Consider the following 17,785-nt stretch of genomic DNA (forward strand, 5'->3'; position numbering starts at 1 on the left):
TAGTTTTCCCGAAGTCCCCGAAATCCCGGCAGCGATCAGCTGTCGTCTTCGCCAGCGGCAGGTGCTGCGTGCCCGGCCGTCTTGCGGCGCAGCACCTTGGTCAGCTTCCAGATCGTCGGACTGTTCTTGACGAAGGCTTTCAGGCGCGCGCCTTGCTGTAGGATAAGCGCCAGCGCGCGGCCCTTCAACGTCAGCGGGACCAGGACCTCGAAATGCTGGGTCTCGATATCGCACCACAGCCGTTTGTAGGGTTCGTCGCCGACCGAGAAATCATAGACATCGAGCCCCCTCTCGCAGGCCTCCTGGATGTTGTCGAAGAACAGGAAGTCTCCGGGGCTGGTATGGGCGAGGTCGTCGTCGGCGATCGCCCCGAATTCGCAGATCAGGCGTTTTCCCGAGCGGCTCGATCCGGTGACCGCGCGAAGCTTGCTGGCGACCTCGATGCCGTGCAGCACGAAGGACGGCTTGTCGTCGGAAAGCGCTTCGACGAACAACGCGCGGAAGAAAGCACGAACCTCCGGCTCGCCGAAGACGTTGGCGATGCCCATCTTGCGGAAGCGGAACTCCTTCATCTCGAAAAACGCATCGAGCAGTCTGTTCACCTCGTCCGCTGTCCGGGCCTCGATGCGGCGGTGGCTGCCGACGGCCTCGAACTTGCGCGTCTGCGAGCGGTGCTTCTTGCGCTTGCGCTTGCCGCTCGCGCGGGAGAGCAGTGCATCGAAACCTCCCGCCAAGTCGACGGCCAGCGACAGGTTCGGGCTCGGAAAATTGGGCAGCGAGGCAAGCGGATTGGCAATGCCTTCGAGATCTGGCAGCAGCCGCTCCAGTGCGACGAGGTCGATGTCCGGCCGCGCCTTGGCGACCGCCGCCAGCATAGAGCGGATTGCCGCGCCGTCTGTCTTGGTCAGCCAAGACGGGTCGGCGGCGGCGAAATTGCCGTTGGCATGGCGGCCGCCCATGAAACGGGCGACGCGGAATGGACCGCTGCTGGTGACTTCCAGCGCCAACGAAAAAACCGGCCGGCCTTCAGCGCTCAGCGTCGCCAAAACGCTGTCCGCCTCGGCATGTTTGGCCCAGTTCAGGATCCAGGCCGGGCTCTGCGCCGGCGCGAACAGCGCCGAACGGCAGAACTCGGCATAAGCTGCAAATGCTATGCTGTCGGCGACCGAGACCGACAGGCCGGCATGATCCGCCGGCAACGCGCGCGGCGCCGCCTCCACTGCTTCGAGCCGATTGCCATCAAATGACGCGGTGGCGTCAACCATACCTCAATCCTTTAAGGCGTATTCACCGCGATTGGGGGCTCGCGTAGGCGCATTCCCTGCTGGGATGAGCCTAGGCGCAAAAGGTGAACGAATGATCGACGGAGGCGAGGCAATCCGGAAACTGGCGCTCAACGTCGTCCGCTATACCGGTCTTGCCCCGCTGGCCAAGCCGTTTGTCGGCGGCATCGGCGCCATCCTGATGCTGCACCGGGTCACCGCCACGCCGGAAAAGCCTGGCAGCGTCAACCGGCATCTCTACATTGCGCCTGAGTTCCTCGATGCCGTGATCGCCGACATGAAGGCGAACGGCTATACATTCGTCACGCTGGACGAGGCGGTCGAGCGCATCAAGGCCGGCGGCAAGGGCGGCCAGTTCGCGGCGATCACCGCCGACGACGCCTACCGCGACAACATGACCGAGGCGCTGCCGGTGCTGGAAAAGCACGGTGCGCCGGTCGCCATCTACGTCGCTCCGGGGCTGATAAACGGCGCCGCCGATCTATGGTGGGAGGTGGTCGAGGACATCGTCAGCGCGCGGGACCGGTTGCTCCTGACAACGCCGAACGGTCCGGTGACGATCGACTGCTCGACCCCAGGCAAGAAACTCCAGGCCTTTGCCCGCCTGCACGACTATCTGACGCTGGAGGTCCGCGAGGAGGACCAGCGCGCGGTGCTGCGCGAATTGGCGCGGTCGAACGGTATCGAGTTGGACGCACGCCAGGGCATGTTGATGAACTGGGACGAGATCCGCGCCATGGCCGGGCATCCGCTGGTGACGATCGGCGCGCATACGGTCAATCATCGCAATCTGAAGCGGCTTTCCGAAGCCGATGCGCGCCACGAGGTTGACGATGTCAGGCGCATATTACAAGCCGAACTCGGCGAGGCGCCGCGCCATTTCGCTTATCCCTATGGCTATGCCAGCGCCGTCGGCGGCCGCGAAGTCGGCTTTGCCCGCGACGCCGGCTATGCCTCGGCGGTGACGACCCGCCACGGCGTGCTGCGTGCCGAACATGCCGGCTTCCTGCAAGCGCTGCCGCGCATTTCGGTCAACGGTCGCTATCAGAGCGTTCCCCATATCCGCACGATGCTGTCGGGCGTGACGACGCCGCTGGCCAACGCCGGCAAGATGCTCGTCACCATCTAATGGTGAAAGTCTGACACTTGGTACCGGTGGACGGCAAGAACCGACCCCTTGCGGGCCATCCCTGATGGCAGGTCAAGGGAACGTCGTGACCTGAAGGCGACATTTGTCTGGACCGTCGTTAGGTCTCGTCAGGCTGGAAACCGGAAGTTCGACGCGAACCCAACAGAGAGCTCGCCGGCTGTTCACGGCTGCTCTACGCGCTCAGTCCTCGGACAAGCCGGCCAGAGAACTATCCTTCCAGAAGCGACGCGGGATCAAGGGACGTCGCCTGGCCGGACGTGACGCGCAGGAGAGGGCATCTTTGCAAACGTGACGATCACTCCGGCACGCCGGCAATACCCAGCGCCTCGACGTAGCGCTCGGCGAACACCTTGTCTCGCCACGGGTTGATCTGCCTCTGCAGGCCGAGCGTGTAGGTCGGGAACGCCTCCATCAGCCGCCGCGCCGCCGCCTGCGCCTCGTCCAGCCGATTGAGTTTGACCAGCGCCATGATCACCACCCGGTGCGAGGAGCCGTAATTCGGCATCTCGCGCAGCGCTCGTTCTCCCCAAGCCAGCGCTTCCTCGTAGCGTTCGAGCATCAGGTAGCTCATCCCGATGCCGGAGAGCGCGATGCCCTTCTCGGGGTCGACCGGGCTCAGCCGCATTGCCCTGTGGAAGTGCTCGATCGCGACGAGGGGGCGGCCGGAATGGGCGTTCACCCAGCCGCTGCCCGTATAGCCCTGCGCCGAATTGGGGTTGAGGAGCAGGGACCGTTCGATCGTGTCCAGCGCCGTCTCGTAATCCTTGGCGCTGTAGGCGATCACCTGCGCGGCGAAACGCAAGCTTGTCGGGTCGTCTCGCGCGTCGGCCAGCACCTCGCGGGCCATGCGCACGGCGACGCGGAAATCGTCGGGCTCGTGCCAGCACTGACTCACGGACAGGCTGCGGATATAGGCACCGAGTGCCTTCGCCAGGGTGAAGCCTGGGTCGATGCTGAGCGCCTCGTTGGTGAGCCGGCGCACGTCGGCAAAGCCTTCGCGCGTCATGCTGTAGAAGCGCGGCAGCGCGCGAAGGTAGAGGTCGTAGGCGCTGATGTAGTCGGTCGGCTTCATGCGCGCCTGCTTTATCTCCTCCAGCCGGATGCTCGGCTCGACTGCGCCGACGACGCTCTCGGTCACCTTGTCCTGCAGGTCGAAGATGTCGCTCACGTCGCCCTCGAAGCGGTCGGCCCAGACATGGTGTCCGCTGATCGCGTCCACCAGTTGCCCGCTGATGCGCACCCGCGATCCTGCTCTGCGGATGCTACCTTCGAGCACGTAGCGGACGCCCAGCTCACGCCCGACCTGGCGCAGGTCCACCGCTCGGCCCTTGTAGGTGAAGGACGAGTTGCGGGCGATCACGAAGAACGAGTTCACCCGGCTCAATCCCGTGATGATGTCCTCCACCAGCCCGTCGGCGAAGTATTCCTGGTCGGGGTCGCCGCTCATGTTGGTGAAAGGCAGAACTGCGATCGAGGGTTTCGTGGGCAGGGGAGGCGGTGCAGCCACCGAGGCGCTGGCGTCGGTCTCGACGCGATAGGCGCGCACAGGCCGCTCGATGTTCTTGAGGCGCAGGTCGCCGAGCAGCGTGAAGCCGCCGTCGAGCTTGCCTTGAAGGTGGTCGTAGGCGGTGCCCGAGACGACCACGGCGCCGGGATCGGCGATGCTTTCGAGGCGGGCGGCGATGTTGACACCGTCGCCGTAGAGGTCGCCGTCCTCCTCGCAGACCACGTCGCCGAGATTGACGCCGATGCGGAAGCGTATCCGCTCTTCCTCGGGCGTCTCCGCCTCGTGTTCTGCCAAAGCCTGCTGGATCGCTATCGCCGAGGTCACCGCGTTGACGACACTCGCGAACTCACACAGAATGCCGTCGCCAGTGAGCTTGACGATCCGGCCCTGATGCTCGGAGACCAGCGGTTCGAGGAGGTCCTTGCGGTATGTCTTGAGCCGCTCGAGTGTGCCGCGCTCGTCGCGCTCCATCAGGCGCGAATAGCCGACCACGTCGCAAGCCAGGATCGCTGCGAGGCGGCGCTGCGCGGTCATTGCACCGCCCGGCCAGGCGCGTGCACGCGGGCTGCCTTGCGCCCATGCCCCGCCAACTTCCAGACGTCCAACGTGCATGGTATCCATCTCTCCCAGCCGCTGCCCATCGCCGATTCAGAACGGGGAACGCAGCTTGACCTTGCCTTCACGAGATTTCGCTATCCCGCTTGCGAGGCGTGGAGCGATCCAGTCACCGCGCTAACAGCCAACCGGCGACACGCCCACGCAGCCTCTGGGGACGCTGACACGCCACTCCCAGAAGGCCGGAGATATTTGCTGCCCTTGGTAACCGGTTGACGCCACCGTGGCGGTGCTTTTGTCACCGCGATGTAACAGCGAGATGCCCTACGAGCGCGCGCATCAGGCATCACACCAGACGTTCGCGCTTAGAGGTGCTGAGGTCGGAAAGTGGCGCGACTCTACCCATCGAGCACTGCGTCGACCGGGCTGACATCCGGCAACCTTGTGCGATCGAATCCTCGAAGACAACGCCCTTTAGCCGCTACAATTCGCGGCTCGCGTCGGGCGCTGCGGTGCGGAGGGCGGCAAGGGAGAAGGACCATGCCCAGTTGCTACCGGGGCCACATCGTTGGCCAAAAGCCTCCTCTGAAGCCGCGTGAGGTCTGGAGTATCCGGACACGACTTCAGGTGTCGGGCGCTGAACGGGATCTAGCGCTCTTCAATCTCGCCATCGACAGCAAGCTTCGAGGTTGCGAGCTGGTGGCCGTCACTGTCGGAGACATAGCCCTTTCCGGCAGCGTCCGCGATCGGGCGGTGATTGTTCAGAGGAAGACCGGGCGACCTGTGCAATTCGAGATCACGGAGCAGACCAGAGCCGCAGTCGGTGCATGGATAGCCCGTCGCCACCTCACCGAAAGCGAGTTCCTGTTTCCCAGTCGCGTGCGAGTTAAGCCGCATATGTCGACAAGGCAGTACGGGCGGATCGTCGAGAAGTGGGTATCCAGCATTGGGCTCGAACCAAAGCGACACGGAACGCATTCAATGAGACGCACGAAGGCTTCACTGATCTACAAGAAGACCGGCAACATTCGTGCGGTTCAGCTGCTGCTCGGTCATACCAAGCTGGAGAGCACCGTGCGCTACCTCGGCACAGAAGTAGATGACGCTTTGGCGATCTCTGAACAGATCGAACTGTAAAGCCATGCGGAGCGGCGCTATCATCCAAAGTGTCGCTCCGTGACCCGAGCCTGACCTTTCCGTCGCGGGCGTAAAGGTCCGCAGCGGGCGGAAAAGATGACGATCAACCTTCGGTCGCGACGTTCAAAAACGCGCCTGTATTCGCTTTGGTTGGGGGCGCCTTTGTGTATAATTAGATACCGCTAAAATAACAACGCGACGAGAGCCGGCAAAACTGATAGGTACTTGGGCTGGGGTCAGGAACCGGAGACCCAACATGCTCAGAGCCCTAGGCAAGGCGTGCGCGGTAATCCTTTTGTCAGGAAACTGCGCTTTCGGCCAATCGGATTCGATAGAGCCGGAGGCTGGAACTTGGAAGACGTGGGTGATCACGTCAGGAAAGGATCTCCGCGTACCGCCGCCACCGGACGATTCCGCAACTGAACTGAAGCAGCTCCGCGATCTTGTCGCAAAGAACGATGCGCAGACTGCCGCCGGGATCACGTTCTGGGATGCCGGATCGCCCGGCTATCGATGGATCGAACTGGTCAATAACCGCCTTCTCGAAAACCAGCAGATTCCCAATGCACACCGCGTCTACACCTATATGTATTTCCACAATCGCCCACGCCCGAGCGAGGCGGACACGACGCTGCCGACTGCGCTGCCGACGCCTCGCAGTCCATCCTATCCCTCTGAACATGCGGCAGCTGCCGGAGCCGCCGCGGCGGTTCTTTCCCATTTCTTTCCCGACGAGGCGTCGTCGTTCCAGTCAATGGCGGAAGAAGCGGCGCAGTCTCGTGTCCTTGCCGGTGTCCAATTCCCAAGCGACTCTTCCGCCGGCCTGGAATTGGGGCGACGCGTGGCAGAGCAGGTGATTGCACGGGCAAAGGCCGATGGCTCCGACGCCGTTTGGACCGGTACGGTGCCGACCGGGCCGTGCATGTGGGTCGGAGACAAACCGGGTAATGCAACCATGCCGAACTGGAAGCCGATATTGCTGAAGGCAGCCAATGAATTCAGGCCACCGGCTCCACCCGACTGTGCGTCGGAGACGGTGAAGGCCGAGGTTGATTCAGTTCTACAGTTCGAGCGGAAATTTCCAACCAACTACAAAGCGTTCTACTGGCAAAGTCCATCCGGCCTGTTCACCGACTGGTATGACTATGCCAGCAAATGGATGTCCGAGGACAAGACGGATTCGAACCCCCCGCGCGCCGCACGGGCTTACGCGTTGCTTGCAACGGTCCACTACGACGCCTTCATTGCAAGCAACGACGGGAAGTACGCGTATTGGTACCTGCGGCCCAACATGCTTGACCGGAGCATCACTCCCCTGTTTGCGGTGCCGGGCCATCCCAGTTATCCGTCGAACCACTCCACGCTCTCGACTGCCCGATGCGAGGTCCTTGCGTACCTGTTCCCCGGCCATGCGGAATTTATTCGTGCGGTCGGCAAGGAGGCGGGCGATTCCCGCATCTGGGCTGGCATCCACTACGAAATGGACAACACGGCAGGCGTCGCGCTCGGTAAAGCCGTCGCGGGCAAATTCATCGAAAGGGCAAGAACGGACGGTGCAGACTAGCGAAGGGGCAGACAGCCAAGATGCGGCAACTGCCCAGCTAACCACACGGCCAAATGTCCGTTGTAGCATTGGAAGCCAGAGTTTGACCGAGCGCCCCGAAATGTCCGCTCATGGCGCTGCCTGCGCGTTCCGATCGGCGACACGGAAGGCAGAAAACCACCCTGAGCTGCCCTACACGTCGGGTAGCAAGCGTCAGGCTTTCACCATCTAACGGCGGCGAGCCTCAATTCTTCGGCCGCGGCGGCTCCAGGATCAGCCATTTGATGATGCCCATAGCCGGCAGCACCCAGAGCATGCCGCTGAGCAGGAAGAACAGGAAATGCGCCCACGGTCCCGATTCTGCCAGTTGGGCAACCGCCACGATCGATGCGACCAGCGCATAGACGATAACCAGCGCCACCAGCAGGACTGTTCCGATCAGCTTCTTCAGGCGAATGGGCATTTCGCGATCCCGTTAATCCTTATCGCTTAGGCCCAACAAAAGAGACACGCAACCCGCAAGAAGCAGCGCGACGGCGTGCCGCGCTGTCCGGTCTTGCCAGCAGGGTCGCGATGGTTCACCAATCCGCGACTGCAACCTGCCGGGACAAGCCTATGGCTGCCATATCAGCTGCCGCGCCTTTCGTGGCCCGCGACCGCGACCTGCGCAACCGGGCGCTGGTGCGCGGCTGGCTCTACGTCGTGCTTCTGGTGCTGTTTGTCCTGGTCCTGGTCGGCGGCGCCACCAGGCTCACTGAGTCCGGCCTGTCGATCACCGAATGGAAGCCGATCCACGGCATCATCCCGCCACTCAACGACGCCGAATGGCAGGAGGAGTTCCAGCGTTACCAGCAGATCCCGCAATATGCCGAGCTCAACAAGGGTATGAGCATCGAAGCGTTCAAGTCGATCTTCTGGTGGGAATGGGTGCACCGGATCCTGGCGCGCGGTGTCGGCCTGGTTTTCGCCGTGCCGCTGGTGTTTTTCTGGGCGACGCGCCGCATCGAACGCGGCCTGGGGCCGAAACTTATCGGGATTCTTCTTCTCGGCGGCCTGCAGGGCGCGATCGGCTGGTGGATGGTGGCGTCCGGGCTGGTCGAGCGGGTCTCCGTCAGCCAGTACCGGCTGGCGACGCATCTGACGCTGGCTGCACTGATCTTCACCGCGACCATGGTGGTGGCTCGCGGGCTCGCGCCTCATTCAGAGCCCGCCGCCGACCGTTCGACGCAGCGTCTGGCCGGCTTTCTGGTGTTGCTGGCGCTGATCCAGATCTATCTCGGCGGGCTGGTCGCCGGGCTCGATGCCGGCCTGAGCTACAACACCTGGCCGCTGATGGACGGCAAGCTCATCCCCGGTGATCTGCTGATCCTAGAGCCGGCATGGCGCAACTTCTTCGAGAGCCCGAAGACGGTCCAGTTCATCCACCGGCTCGGCGCCTACACGATCTTCGTAGCAGCACTTTGGCACATGATCGCGACGCACCGCCGCCTGCCTGAAACGACGCATGCGCGTCGCGCGACGCTGCTGTTTCTGCTGGTGCTGGCGCAGGCCTTGATCGGCATCGGCACGCTGATGATGCACGTGCCGCTGCACATGGCGCTGACGCATCAGGCCTTCGCGCTTGTCCTGCTTGGTTTTGCAGCAGCGCATTGGCGCGGTACCAAGGGCGCCTATCCGCTGCCCAACCGGATCGCCATCAGAGGCTGAGCCGCACCGTCCTGATCGCCGTGGCAATGGACAATTCGCGGCTTTCCTCGATCGCGTTGCGGTCCTCATGATGCCATGACGCCGACAGGCAGCCATAGGCGATGGCATGATCCAGAATTGCGGCCGGCGTCTGGCCGAGCGTCGTGGCGAAGATCTCGGCCATGTGGGCAATCCGCCGGGGATCGCGGCAAAGGTCGTCGCGGTCGAGCGGATTGTAGAACATGTTCGCCGCATCGAAGCCGGGATCGCCGAGAACGCCCTTCGGGTCGATCGCCAGCCAGCCGCGCGGCCCGTGCATGATGTTGTCGTGATGCAGGTCGCCATGCAGCGGCAGCACGTCGACAGGATCGGCCAACAGCCGTTCCGCGGTCGCAGCCGCTTCGACATAGAGGCTCTTTTCGCCATCGTCGCGATCCGTCTTCGCCTTGTTGAACAGACTGGAAAACCGTGCCCGCAGCGGCTGAAGATCCGGTGGGGCAGGGTGGTCAGATGGCGAGAACAGTCTTGCCATTACTTCAGCCGCGATTGCGGTGGCGGCACTATCTCCCTGCTCCGCGAGAACCTGTGACAGCAAGGTCTCGCCGGCATATTCGAGCAGCATGCAGTGGCCGTCGCAGCCTAGCAGTCGCACCGCGCCTTCGCCGCGCCGCCAGGCGAGGAAATGCTCGCCGCGCAACTCGTCTTTGACGTCATCGAAAGGTTTGAGCGCCTTGACGATCGCCGGCGAGCCGTCCGCGCGAAAAACCTTCCAGATGCGGCTGCTGAAGGTTTCGGCAATCAGTTCTGGCGCATTGACGTTCCAGCGTGTTGGAAATGCCGGAGCGTCCATTCAGTGCTTGAGGCCGAGCATCAGATCCATGTTCTGCACGGCAGCACCCGAGGCGCCCTTGCCGAGATTGTCGTACACGGCGAGCAGCAGCGCCTGGGCCCTGTCGTCGTTGGCGAAGACATAGAGCTTCATCCGGTTGGTGCCGTTGTAGATTTCGGGATCGATCTCCGGCACGCGCTCCAGTTGCTCATAGGGCGCTACCTCGACCACGCCGCCATCGATGGCGGCGAAATGGTCGGCGATCGCCGCATGAAGCTCGGCGCCAGTCGGCACATAGTCGAGGCCGCCGAGCTGCAGCGGCACCACCGTGATCATGCCTTGCGCGAAATTGCCGACCGCCGGCTGCATGATCGGGTCATGCGACAGTTTCGCATAGGTCCTGAGCTCCGGCACATGCTTGTGCTGGAGGGTCAGCCCGTAGGGCAGGAATTCCGACGCATCCTCGCCCTTGGCGACATAGTCCTCGATCATCGGCCGGCCGCCGCCCGAATAACCCGAAATGCCGTTGACGGTGACCGGGAAATCCGGCGGCAACAGCCCGGCCGCCACCAGCGGCCTGAGCGTCGCGATCGGCCCTTGCGGCCAGCAGCCCGGATTGGCGACGCGCTTTGCCCTGGCGATTGTCTTCGCCTGATCCTTGTCCATTTCGGCGAAACCGTATTCCCAACCTTCGGCGACGCGATGCGCGGTCGAGGCATCGATGACCCTGGTGGTGTCGTTGGTGATCAGCGAGACGCTTTCTTTCGCGGCTGCGTCCGGCAGGCACAGGATCGCGACATCGGCAGCGTTGAGGAACTCGGCTCTAGCTGCCGCTTCCTTGCGTCGCTCGGTCGGAATGGAGATGATCTCCAGGTCGCCGCGCTCGGCAAGCAGCGCCCTGATCTGGAGACCGGTGGTGCCGTGCTCGCCGTCGATGAAGATTTTCGGTTTCATTGCCTGCCTGAATTCCTGTTATCTCAAAGTTATATGCCACTTGCCTGGTTCAACGCGGCAACGACGTGATTGCCGCTGTTCAGCTCTTCGAGCCGGGCTTTTCGTTCCGCCAGGAGCCCGAGATAGTGCATGGCCACCGTCGACCCCGCAATTGCCGTTATATCGGCGTGATCATAGGCCGGCGCAACCTCCACGACGTCGGCGCCGACGATATCGACCTGATTGATCTGGCGCAGCACCGACAGGATTTTTGCCGAGGACGGCCCGCCGGCGACCGGTGTGCCGGTGCCGGGCGCGAAGGCCGGGTCCAGGCAATCGATATCGAAGGTGACATAGGCCTTCTTGCCGCCAGTGCGGTCGACGATGGCATAGGCGATATCGGACGCGCGCATTTCCTCGACTTCGTGGCCATACAGGATCTTGATGCCGAAGGTATCAGGCGCATGGGTGCGGATGCCGATCTGGATCGAACGGTCGGGGTCGATAATGCCCTCCTTGACCGCACGGCCGACGAAGGAGCCGTGATCGATGCGCTTGCCATCGTCCGGCCAGGTGTCCTGGTGGGCGTCGAACTGCACCAGGGCCAGCGGTCCGTGGATGGCGGCATGCGCCTTGAGCAGCGGCCAGGTGACGAAATGGTCGCCGCCGAGCGAAAGCAGGAAGGCGCCGGATTTCAGGATCTTTGCCGCCTCGCGCTCGATCGTCCCTGGCGTCTTCTGGTGGTTGCCGCTGTCGAGCAGGCAATCGCCATAGTCGACCACGGCGAGATGTTCGAACAGCTCGCGCGAAAATGGATATTGCGGATCGTTGTCGAGGATGGTCGAGGCGCGGCGAATCGCCTGCGGCCCGAAGCGCGCACCCGGCCGGTTGGTGACGGCGGCGTCGAAGGGGATGCCCCACACCACGGCGTCCGCGCCCTTCACGTCCTTCGTGTATTTGCGCCGCATGAACGACAGCGCGCCGGCATAGGTCGGCTCGAAGGACGCGCCCGTCTTGGCCCGGGCGGTGAAGGCGTGGTCGATGTTGCTGTTCGGCATGAAGCGATCTCCTGTGCGTCGAGGCGCAACCTTATTGGACATAATTCTCAGAAATGCGACCCCTTCCGGGGCCATGGTCATTCGAGCCCGGTCACAAATTCTTGCTTGCCAGGTGAGCCTGCATGGCTGGCGCGGGAATTGTCTAGCTAAGCATGAATGCAACCGAAAGTAGCCAGCCTCCCATCGTCGGACGGTGTCGGCCACACCGACCGCGACAGCGGCGGCATCGATCTCGGCAACCTGATTGCCGGCGACCTGCTGATTGCGGTTATGATTCGAGGTCGCAGAACGGCCGCTTCGACCGACATTGACCGGACTTTCCCGCATTTGCGAAGCCGGCTTCGTTCACGGGGCTGTCACGTGAGTCGCTTAACCGGGTCTCCATCCGGTACGGAGCGATTCTCATGCGAACGACCTGGCTGAACCTTCTGCTTTCCGTCGCCTTGGCGCTCTTCACAGGCTCGGCATCGGCAGGCGAAACACGCGCCAGACAGATTCTCGACCGTTTCGAACACGCCAACCAGTGGCGCGACCACGTCATGGTGGCGGCACACCGCGCCGGCAGCATGCAGGCCCGCAAGACGCTCTATGCGGAGAACTCGATCGCCGCCGTCGAGGCATCGATCGCGCTTGGTGCCGAAATCGTCGAGGTCGACGTCAGGCGCTCGAAGGACGACCAGTTCGTCGTCATGCATGACAGCTGGCTCGACCGCACGACGAATTGCAGGGGCGAGGTGGTCAAGCGCACGCTGGCCGAGCTCAAAACCTGCAGACTGGTGATCGAGGGCACCGGCGCCGTCACCGAAGAGCCAGTTTCGACGCTGCATGAGATGCTGATGGCGACCAAGGACAGGATCCTCATCAACATCGACAACAAGCTCGATGTCGATAGTCTGGCCGGCATGATCGCGGTCGCGCGCGATCTAGGCATGGCCGAACAGGTGATCGTCAAGGAGAACCTGTGGAATCCGGCCAGGATCACCACTGTCAAGGCCGCCATGGGCGCGATCGGCAGTGGTTTCCAGTTCATGCCGATTATCGCCGACGACGCGGTTCGCGACGCCGGCTTCGCCGAGAAAGTCAGCGGGACCTTTTCGCCACGCGCGGTCGAGATGATCAACTGGCGCGCGGGGTCGGAGACGCTGACCGAGACCGGTGGCCCGCTGTTCAGCCCCCGCATGCGCGCAGCGGCGATAAGGGGCGACTGGCACATCTGGGCCAACACCTACGCCATCGTCAACAAGCCGGGCGGCTTCCTTGCCGGCGGTCGCGGCGACGAGTTGGCGGTGCTCGCCAGCCTGCCGCGCGAGACGTACGGCTTCTGGGCCGAGCGCGGCGCCACCATCATCCAGACCGACGAGCCGAAAGCGGCGATAGACTGGCTGGCGGCGAATGGCTACCGCGTGCCTTATCCCGATGAGGCGCGGTCAGCGGAGCCGGCGAACACCGCTAGCATCAACTAGACTGGATCGAAGCGGGCAAGGAGCCGCTTGGATGGTCACCAGCCCGCCGTCAGGCAGCCATCGCCACGCCGTCCAGCTCGCTCACGGCGTCCTCTGGTAGATCGAGTTCGGCTGCGGCGAGATTCTCCCTGAGATGCGCGACCGACGAGGTGCCTGGAATCAAAAGAATATTCGGCGCGCGACGGAGCAGCCAAGCGAGCGCGACCTGCATCGGCGTGGCGCCCAGGCGCTGAGCGACGCCGGATAGGGTAGACGACTGCAGCGGGTTGAAGCCGCCGAGAGGAAAGAACGGCACGTACGCGATGCCGTCACGAGCAAGTTCATCGATCAAGACATCGTCGCCCCTGTAGGCCAGATTGTATTGGTTCTGCACGCAAACGATTTTGGCGATCCGCCGCGCCTCTTCGATCTGTGCTGACGTGACATTGCTTAGCCCGATATGACGCACCAGGCCCTGTCGCTGCAGCTCGGCCAGCATAGTGAGCGGCGCCTCGATCGACCCTTCGGCGGGGCCATGCGCGTCGAACATGATCCTGAGGTTGACCACATCCAGCACGTCGAGCCCGAGATTGCGCAGATTGTCGTGCACCGCCTCCGTCAGCGCTTCGGGCGAGAAGGCCGGAAGCCACGAGCCATCCGCGCTGCGCCGCGCACCGATCTTGGTGACGATCGTCAGGTTGTCGGAATAGGGCGCGAGCGCCTCACGGATGAGTAGGTTGGTGACGTGCGGGCCATAAAAGTCGCTGGTGTCGATGTGGTTCACCCCGCGCGCAACGGCTTCGAGCAGCACAGCCAAGGCTGCGTCGTGATCCTTGGGCGGACCGAACACGCCGGGTCCTGCGAGCTGCATGGCGCCGTAGCCGAGCCGCTTCACGGTGCGGTCGCCGAGAGTGAATGAGCCGGACTGGTCGATGCTGGACATGGTCTATCTCCGTTCAAGATGACGCTGACATAGGCGCTGTCCGATCTCACGATAATTGGCTACATTCCGCACGGGCTGTACGGAATATCGAACAATGAAGATCGATCTCGGAGATCTGAACGCCTTCGTGGCCGTGGCGCGGGCCAAGGGTTTTCGCGAGGGCGCCCGTGCCAGCGGCGGCAGTGCGTCGGGCTTGAGCGAGGCGGTGCGCCGCCTCGAGACGCAGCTCGGTTGTCAGGCTGCTCAACAGGACGACCCGCAGCGTCGTCCTGACTGAAGCGGGTGCGAGCTTGCTGGCCCGGCTCGGCCCAGCCTTGACCGAGGTCGAGACAGCACTTGACGTTGTCAACGGCTTCCGCGATCGGCCGGCAGGTACATTGCGCCTCAACGTGCCGGTCAGCGCGGCGCGGCTGGTGCTGCCCGGTATCGTCCCTCGTTTCCTCGCCGCGTATCCCGGCATCCGGCTTGAGGTGATCGCCGAGGAGAGCTTTGTCGACGTGCTGGCGGCCGGCTGCGACGCCGGCATCCGTTACGACGAGCGGTTGGAACAAGACATGATCGCGGTGCCGATCGGACCGCGGGTGCAGCGCTTCGCCACCGCCGCCAGCCCTACCTACCTTGATCGCCATGGCCGGCCGCAACACCCGCGCGACCTGCTCGGTCACGCCTGCCTGCGTGGCCGCTTCGCCAGCGGTGCGCTGCCGCCGTGGGAGTTCGAACGCGACGGCGAGGTGGTGCGGGTCGATCCGACGGGGCCGCTTCTCGTGACCTTGGGCGGAGCGGCCGATCTCGCCGTCGATGCGGCCATCGCCGGCACCGGCATTGTCAGCCTCTTCGAGGATTGGCTTCGCCCTTACTTCGAGAGCGGTGCGCTCGAACCCGTCCTCGAACCTTGGTGGCAGAGCTTCCCCGGGCCGTTCCTCTATTACCCCGGCCGGCGTCTCGTGCCGGCGCCGTTGCGGGCGTTCATCGACTTCATCAAAGTACCGGCTGATCGGCCTTGAATTTGGGCCAGGTTAGTAATCGCCAAAGAAAAGGCCGCCCGGAGGCGGCCCTTTCGAATGTCTGAAGCTGCGCAGCGCTTAGCGCTTCGAGAACTGGAAGGAGCGGCGGGCCTTCGCCTTGCCGTACTTCTTGCGCTCGACGACGCGGCTGTCGCGGGTCAGGAAGCCGCCCTTCTTGAGCACGGCGCGCAGCGCCGGCTCGTAGTAGGTCAGCGCCTTGGAGATGCCGTGGCGCACGGCGCCGGCCTGGCCGGAAAGCCCGCCGCCGATGACTGTGGCGACGATGTCGTACTGGCCGGCGCGGTTGGCGGCGATGATCGGCTGGTTGAGGATCATCTGCAGGACCGGGCGCGCGAAATATTCGGCGAACACCTTGTCGTTGACGACGATCTTGCCGGAGCCGGGCTTCACCCAGACGCGCGCGATGGCGTTCTTGCGCTTGCCGGTGGCATAGGCGCGGCCCGACTTGTCGAGCTTCTGGACATGGACGGGTGCAGCCGGCTGCGTGTTGGTGTTGCCGGTGGCAGTTCCGAGTTCTGCGAGCGAGGAAAGCTCAGCCATTTTACGAAACCTTCTTGTTCTTGGCGTTCAGCTTGGCCACGTCGAGCGTGACGGGCTGCTGGGCGACATGCGGATGTTCCGTGCCTGCATAGACGCGGAGATTCTTCATCTGGCGACGGCCAAGCGGGCCACGCGGGATCATGCGTTCGACGGCCTTCTCGACGACACGCTCGGGGAAGCGGCCCTCGAGCAGCTGGCGCGCGGTGCGCTCCTTGATGCCGCCGGGGTGGCCGGTGTGCCAGTAATAAACCTTGTCGGTGAATTTCTTGCCGGTGAACACCACCTTGTCGGCATTGATGACGATGACGTTGTCGCCGTCGTCGACATGCGGGGTGAAGGTGGGCTTGTGTTTGCCGCGAAGATGATTGGCGATGACAGTGGCGAGACGGCCGACGACGAGACCCTCGGCGTCGATCAGCACCCACTTCTTCACCACATCCGCAGGCTTCTGCGAAAAGGTTGTCATGGATTTGTTGCTTTCGGTTCGGACCTTCCCCCATTCACGAACGAAAAGGGAAGGCGTTTCTTGTTGCTTGGATTGACGCAGGGCGCTCGCCCGCCGCCAATAACAAAACGGCGGCCTTTGGCGGGTCGCTGTTCCGTGAGGGCTTATAGGCGAGCCCGGTTATGGCGTCAAGGCTGGTGAAAAGCCAGATGGCTTGCAAAACGAAGCAAAAACAATGGGTTAGGTAAAAGGTACTATTTTACCACATCGCTAATCCGCCTCGGCGGGATCGAATAGGTCCCCGTGGCGTGCGCTACCGTGTGTCCGTCCGGTCCGGCGACGATGTCGATATCGAACACCATCAGGCTCTTGCCCAGCTTCAGGATGCGGCAATGGCCGTCGATCGGCCCGGCCTCGGCCTTGCGGACAAAATTGATGTTGAGGTTGGTGGTGACCGAAAGCGCATCTGGCCCGGCATGCGAAAGCACGCAGACATAGCCGCCTATGTCGGCCAGCGTGAACAGCGACGGGCCCGACACGGTTCCGCCGGGGCGCAAATGCCGCTCGTCGGCATTGAGCCGCACCGTGCAGCCGCCCGGAAACACGTCGATCGCCTCGTAGAAGGTGAACTGGTCGTTGAGCTGTGGGTAGACGGTTGCCATCAGCGCATTGATTTCAGCCGCCGTCAGCACCGGTTTGAGATTGTCTTGGGCGGGCATAAGCGGTTTCCTATATGGAGCCGGTAGGGGCTCAGGTGGAACGCCTGGGCCAATTGTCGGGTTTGAGAAAACACGTCTCAAGGCTGTTCTTCAATCGGCAGCGTGCTAGTTCTTTTGTTCCATGGCCCACAAATCCGATGCCGCTGGCCAATGAAGAGGTTAGAGAACATGGCCGAAATCGTCGCCATCAAGCCGGCTGTTGCCGAAGGTCCTGTCGTCGCGAGACTGGACAAGGGCGTGCTGCGCCTCACGCTCGCCAATCCGCCGGCCAATGCGCTGTCGCTGGCGGTGATGGCGGCGCTGACGGCGGAACTCGACCGCGCGAAATCAGACAGATCCGTCCGCGCCATTATCCTGGCAGCGGCCGGAAAAGTGTTCTGCGCCGGACACGACCTCAAGGAAATGACCGCGCGCCGCACTGATGCCGATCGCGGCAAGGCATTCTTCGAGGAGACATTTTCCGCTTGTGCGGAACTGATGCAGGCGATCGTGCGCCATCCCAGGCCGGTGATCGCCGAGGTCGATGGCCTGGCGACGGCGGCCGGGGCGCAACTGGTGGCGAGTTGCGATCTGGCGATCGCCTCGCATGAGGCGACCTTCTGCACGCCGGGCGTCAATATCGGCCTGTTCTGCTCGACGCCGATGGTGGCGCTGTCACGCAACGTCTCGCGCAAGCACGCGATGGAGATGCTTTTGACCGGCGAGACGATCGATGCGGCGACGGCCAAGGAATTCGGCCTGGTTAATCGCGTCGTGCCGCGCGAATATCTGAATCAGATTGTCACCAAATACGCGCAAACCATTGCTGCGAAATCGTCTTTGGTCGTGAAGACCGGCAAGGAAGCCTTTTACGCGCAGGCCGAGATGGGGCTGGCCGAGGCCTATGTCTACACCGGCCGAGTCATGGTCGACAACATGCTGGCACGCGACGCGGAAGAGGGGATTGGCGCCTTCATAGGCAAGCGCAAGCCGGAATGGACGGACGATTAG

The 17,785-nt window shown here is 63.2% G+C and carries 16 protein-coding genes and 1 pseudogene; 7 read left to right on the plus strand and 10 right to left on the minus strand.

Annotated elements, in window-relative coordinates; genetic code table 11:
- Window positions 1-35: 35 nt before the first annotated feature.
- Window positions 36-1,265: a GNAT family N-acetyltransferase gene (locus CIT25_RS17560; RefSeq protein WP_095485794.1), complete on the minus strand. Its 1,230-nt coding sequence runs from the start codon at window positions 1,263-1,265 to the stop codon at window positions 36-38.
- A gap of 91 nt (window positions 1,266-1,356) precedes the next feature.
- On the opposite strand from CIT25_RS17560, the gene CIT25_RS17565 reads away from it, so the two are divergent.
- On the plus strand, window positions 1,357-2,412 hold the full coding sequence (locus tag CIT25_RS17565; RefSeq protein ID WP_095485795.1) for a polysaccharide deacetylase family protein: 1,056 nt from the start codon (window positions 1,357-1,359) through the stop codon (window positions 2,410-2,412).
- A 316-nt stretch (window positions 2,413-2,728) separates the two neighbouring features.
- Here the strand turns inward: CIT25_RS17565 and CIT25_RS17570 are convergent, their stop codons facing one another.
- The gene (locus tag CIT25_RS17570; RefSeq protein ID WP_245329886.1) at window positions 2,729-4,552 is read right to left on the minus strand and encodes an adenylate/guanylate cyclase domain-containing protein; all 1,824 of its coding nucleotides are present in this window, start codon (window positions 4,550-4,552) and stop codon (window positions 2,729-2,731) included.
- A 483-nt stretch (window positions 4,553-5,035) separates the two neighbouring features.
- On the opposite strand from CIT25_RS17570, the gene CIT25_RS17575 reads away from it, so the two are divergent.
- Window positions 5,036-5,632, plus strand: a complete 597-nt coding sequence (locus CIT25_RS17575; RefSeq protein ID WP_095485796.1) for a tyrosine-type recombinase/integrase — start codon at window positions 5,036-5,038, stop codon at window positions 5,630-5,632.
- A 256-nt stretch (window positions 5,633-5,888) separates the two neighbouring features.
- Window positions 5,889-7,196 carry a phosphatase PAP2 family protein gene (locus tag CIT25_RS17580; protein ID WP_245329887.1) on the plus strand — a complete coding sequence of 436 codons (1,308 nt, stop codon included), beginning with the start codon at window positions 5,889-5,891 and terminating at the stop codon, window positions 7,194-7,196.
- A 223-nt stretch (window positions 7,197-7,419) separates the two neighbouring features.
- Here CIT25_RS17580 and CIT25_RS17585 read toward each other — a convergent pair whose 3' ends face one another.
- Window positions 7,420-7,638 carry a DUF2842 domain-containing protein gene (locus tag CIT25_RS17585; RefSeq protein ID WP_095485797.1) on the minus strand — a complete coding sequence of 73 codons (219 nt, stop codon included), beginning with the start codon at window positions 7,636-7,638 and terminating at the stop codon, window positions 7,420-7,422.
- A 152-nt stretch (window positions 7,639-7,790) separates the two neighbouring features.
- Here CIT25_RS17585 and CIT25_RS17590 point away from each other — a divergent pair, with 152 nt between their 5' ends.
- Window positions 7,791-8,882, plus strand: a complete 1,092-nt coding sequence (locus tag CIT25_RS17590; protein ID WP_095485798.1) for a COX15/CtaA family protein — start codon at window positions 7,791-7,793, stop codon at window positions 8,880-8,882.
- Here CIT25_RS17590 and CIT25_RS17595 read toward each other — a convergent pair.
- From CIT25_RS17595 to speB, 3 genes are read right to left on the minus strand one after another with little or no spacing between them, the layout of a single operon-like run.
- Window positions 8,872-9,711 (minus strand): aminoglycoside phosphotransferase family protein, encoded by an 840-nt coding sequence (locus CIT25_RS17595; RefSeq protein ID WP_095485799.1) that lies wholly within the window; start codon window positions 9,709-9,711, stop codon window positions 8,872-8,874. The two genes, CIT25_RS17590 and CIT25_RS17595, sit on opposite strands and share 11 nt — an antisense overlap.
- Entirely contained in the window at window positions 9,712-10,644 is a 933-nt protein-coding gene (argC, locus tag CIT25_RS17600) for an N-acetyl-gamma-glutamyl-phosphate reductase (protein ID WP_095485800.1), read from the minus strand. It lies immediately after the preceding gene.
- Between the two features lie 29 nt (window positions 10,645-10,673).
- Window positions 10,674-11,681 (minus strand): agmatinase, encoded by a 1,008-nt coding sequence (speB, locus tag CIT25_RS17605; protein ID WP_095485801.1) that lies wholly within the window; start codon window positions 11,679-11,681, stop codon window positions 10,674-10,676.
- 404 nt (window positions 11,682-12,085) lie between these two features.
- Here speB and CIT25_RS17610 point away from each other — a divergent pair, with 404 nt between their 5' ends.
- A complete protein-coding gene (locus tag CIT25_RS17610) occupies window positions 12,086-13,144 on the plus strand; it encodes a glycerophosphodiester phosphodiesterase family protein (RefSeq protein WP_095485802.1) in 1,059 nt (352 codons plus the stop codon).
- A 49-nt stretch (window positions 13,145-13,193) separates the two neighbouring features.
- Here CIT25_RS17610 and CIT25_RS17615 read toward each other — a convergent pair whose 3' ends face one another.
- Complete coding sequence (locus CIT25_RS17615; RefSeq protein WP_095485803.1) at window positions 13,194-14,066, minus strand: aldo/keto reductase family oxidoreductase; 873 nt, start codon at window positions 14,064-14,066, stop codon at window positions 13,194-13,196.
- Between the two features lie 94 nt (window positions 14,067-14,160).
- Between CIT25_RS17615 and CIT25_RS17620 the strand changes: the two are divergent.
- A pseudogene (locus CIT25_RS17620) lies at window positions 14,161-15,070 on the plus strand (LysR family transcriptional regulator).
- A gap of 78 nt (window positions 15,071-15,148) precedes the next feature.
- Here CIT25_RS17620 and rpsI read toward each other — a convergent pair.
- The 3 genes from rpsI to CIT25_RS17635 all read right to left on the minus strand — a co-directional run bounded on the left by rpsI (window position 15,149) and on the right by CIT25_RS17635 (window position 16,795).
- Window positions 15,149-15,631: a 30S ribosomal protein S9 gene (gene rpsI / locus CIT25_RS17625; protein WP_023717316.1), complete on the minus strand. Its 483-nt coding sequence runs from the start codon at window positions 15,629-15,631 to the stop codon at window positions 15,149-15,151.
- A 1-nt stretch (window position 15,632) separates the two neighbouring features.
- Window positions 15,633-16,097, minus strand: a complete 465-nt coding sequence (gene rplM / locus CIT25_RS17630) for a 50S ribosomal protein L13 (RefSeq protein WP_091591498.1) — start codon at window positions 16,095-16,097, stop codon at window positions 15,633-15,635.
- 233 nt (window positions 16,098-16,330) lie between these two features.
- Window positions 16,331-16,795 (minus strand): PaaI family thioesterase, encoded by a 465-nt coding sequence (locus CIT25_RS17635; protein WP_095485804.1) that lies wholly within the window; start codon window positions 16,793-16,795, stop codon window positions 16,331-16,333.
- A 168-nt stretch (window positions 16,796-16,963) separates the two neighbouring features.
- Here CIT25_RS17635 and CIT25_RS17640 point away from each other — a divergent pair, with 168 nt between their 5' ends.
- Window positions 16,964-17,785 (plus strand): enoyl-CoA hydratase, encoded by an 822-nt coding sequence (locus CIT25_RS17640; protein ID WP_095485805.1) that lies wholly within the window; start codon window positions 16,964-16,966, stop codon window positions 17,783-17,785.

The organism is Mesorhizobium mediterraneum, from assembly GCF_002284565.1.
Classification (GTDB): domain Bacteria; phylum Pseudomonadota; class Alphaproteobacteria; order Rhizobiales; family Rhizobiaceae; genus Mesorhizobium; species Mesorhizobium mediterraneum.

What these genes read in the sequence shown, in the direction of transcription:
- CIT25_RS17560 (WP_095485794.1), bottom strand. Translation starts at nt 1,265, where the DNA reads ATGGTTGACGCCACCGCGTCATTTGATGGCAATCGGCTCGAAGCAGTG.
- CIT25_RS17565 (WP_095485795.1), top strand. Translation starts at nt 1,357, where the DNA reads ATGATCGACGGAGGCGAGGCAATCCGGAAACTGGCGCTCAACGTCGTC.
- CIT25_RS17570 (WP_245329886.1), bottom strand. Translation starts at nt 4,552, where the DNA reads ATGCACGTTGGACGTCTGGAAGTTGGCGGGGCATGGGCGCAAGGCAGC.
- CIT25_RS17575 (WP_095485796.1), top strand. Translation starts at nt 5,036, where the DNA reads ATGCCCAGTTGCTACCGGGGCCACATCGTTGGCCAAAAGCCTCCTCTG.
- CIT25_RS17580 (WP_245329887.1), top strand. Translation starts at nt 5,889, where the DNA reads ATGCTCAGAGCCCTAGGCAAGGCGTGCGCGGTAATCCTTTTGTCAGGA.
- CIT25_RS17585 (WP_095485797.1), bottom strand. Translation starts at nt 7,638, where the DNA reads ATGCCCATTCGCCTGAAGAAGCTGATCGGAACAGTCCTGCTGGTGGCG.
- CIT25_RS17590 (WP_095485798.1), top strand. Translation starts at nt 7,791, where the DNA reads ATGGCTGCCATATCAGCTGCCGCGCCTTTCGTGGCCCGCGACCGCGAC.
- CIT25_RS17595 (WP_095485799.1), bottom strand. Translation starts at nt 9,711, where the DNA reads ATGGACGCTCCGGCATTTCCAACACGCTGGAACGTCAATGCGCCAGAA.
- argC (WP_095485800.1), bottom strand. Translation starts at nt 10,644, where the DNA reads ATGAAACCGAAAATCTTCATCGACGGCGAGCACGGCACCACCGGTCTC.
- speB (WP_095485801.1), bottom strand. Translation starts at nt 11,681, where the DNA reads ATGCCGAACAGCAACATCGACCACGCCTTCACCGCCCGGGCCAAGACG.
- CIT25_RS17610 (WP_095485802.1), top strand. Translation starts at nt 12,086, where the DNA reads ATGCGAACGACCTGGCTGAACCTTCTGCTTTCCGTCGCCTTGGCGCTC.
- CIT25_RS17615 (WP_095485803.1), bottom strand. Translation starts at nt 14,066, where the DNA reads ATGTCCAGCATCGACCAGTCCGGCTCATTCACTCTCGGCGACCGCACC.
- rpsI (WP_023717316.1), bottom strand. Translation starts at nt 15,631, where the DNA reads ATGGCTGAGCTTTCCTCGCTCGCAGAACTCGGAACTGCCACCGGCAAC.
- rplM (WP_091591498.1), bottom strand. Translation starts at nt 16,097, where the DNA reads ATGACAACCTTTTCGCAGAAGCCTGCGGATGTGGTGAAGAAGTGGGTG.
- CIT25_RS17635 (WP_095485804.1), bottom strand. Translation starts at nt 16,795, where the DNA reads ATGCCCGCCCAAGACAATCTCAAACCGGTGCTGACGGCGGCTGAAATC.
- CIT25_RS17640 (WP_095485805.1), top strand. Translation starts at nt 16,964, where the DNA reads ATGGCCGAAATCGTCGCCATCAAGCCGGCTGTTGCCGAAGGTCCTGTC.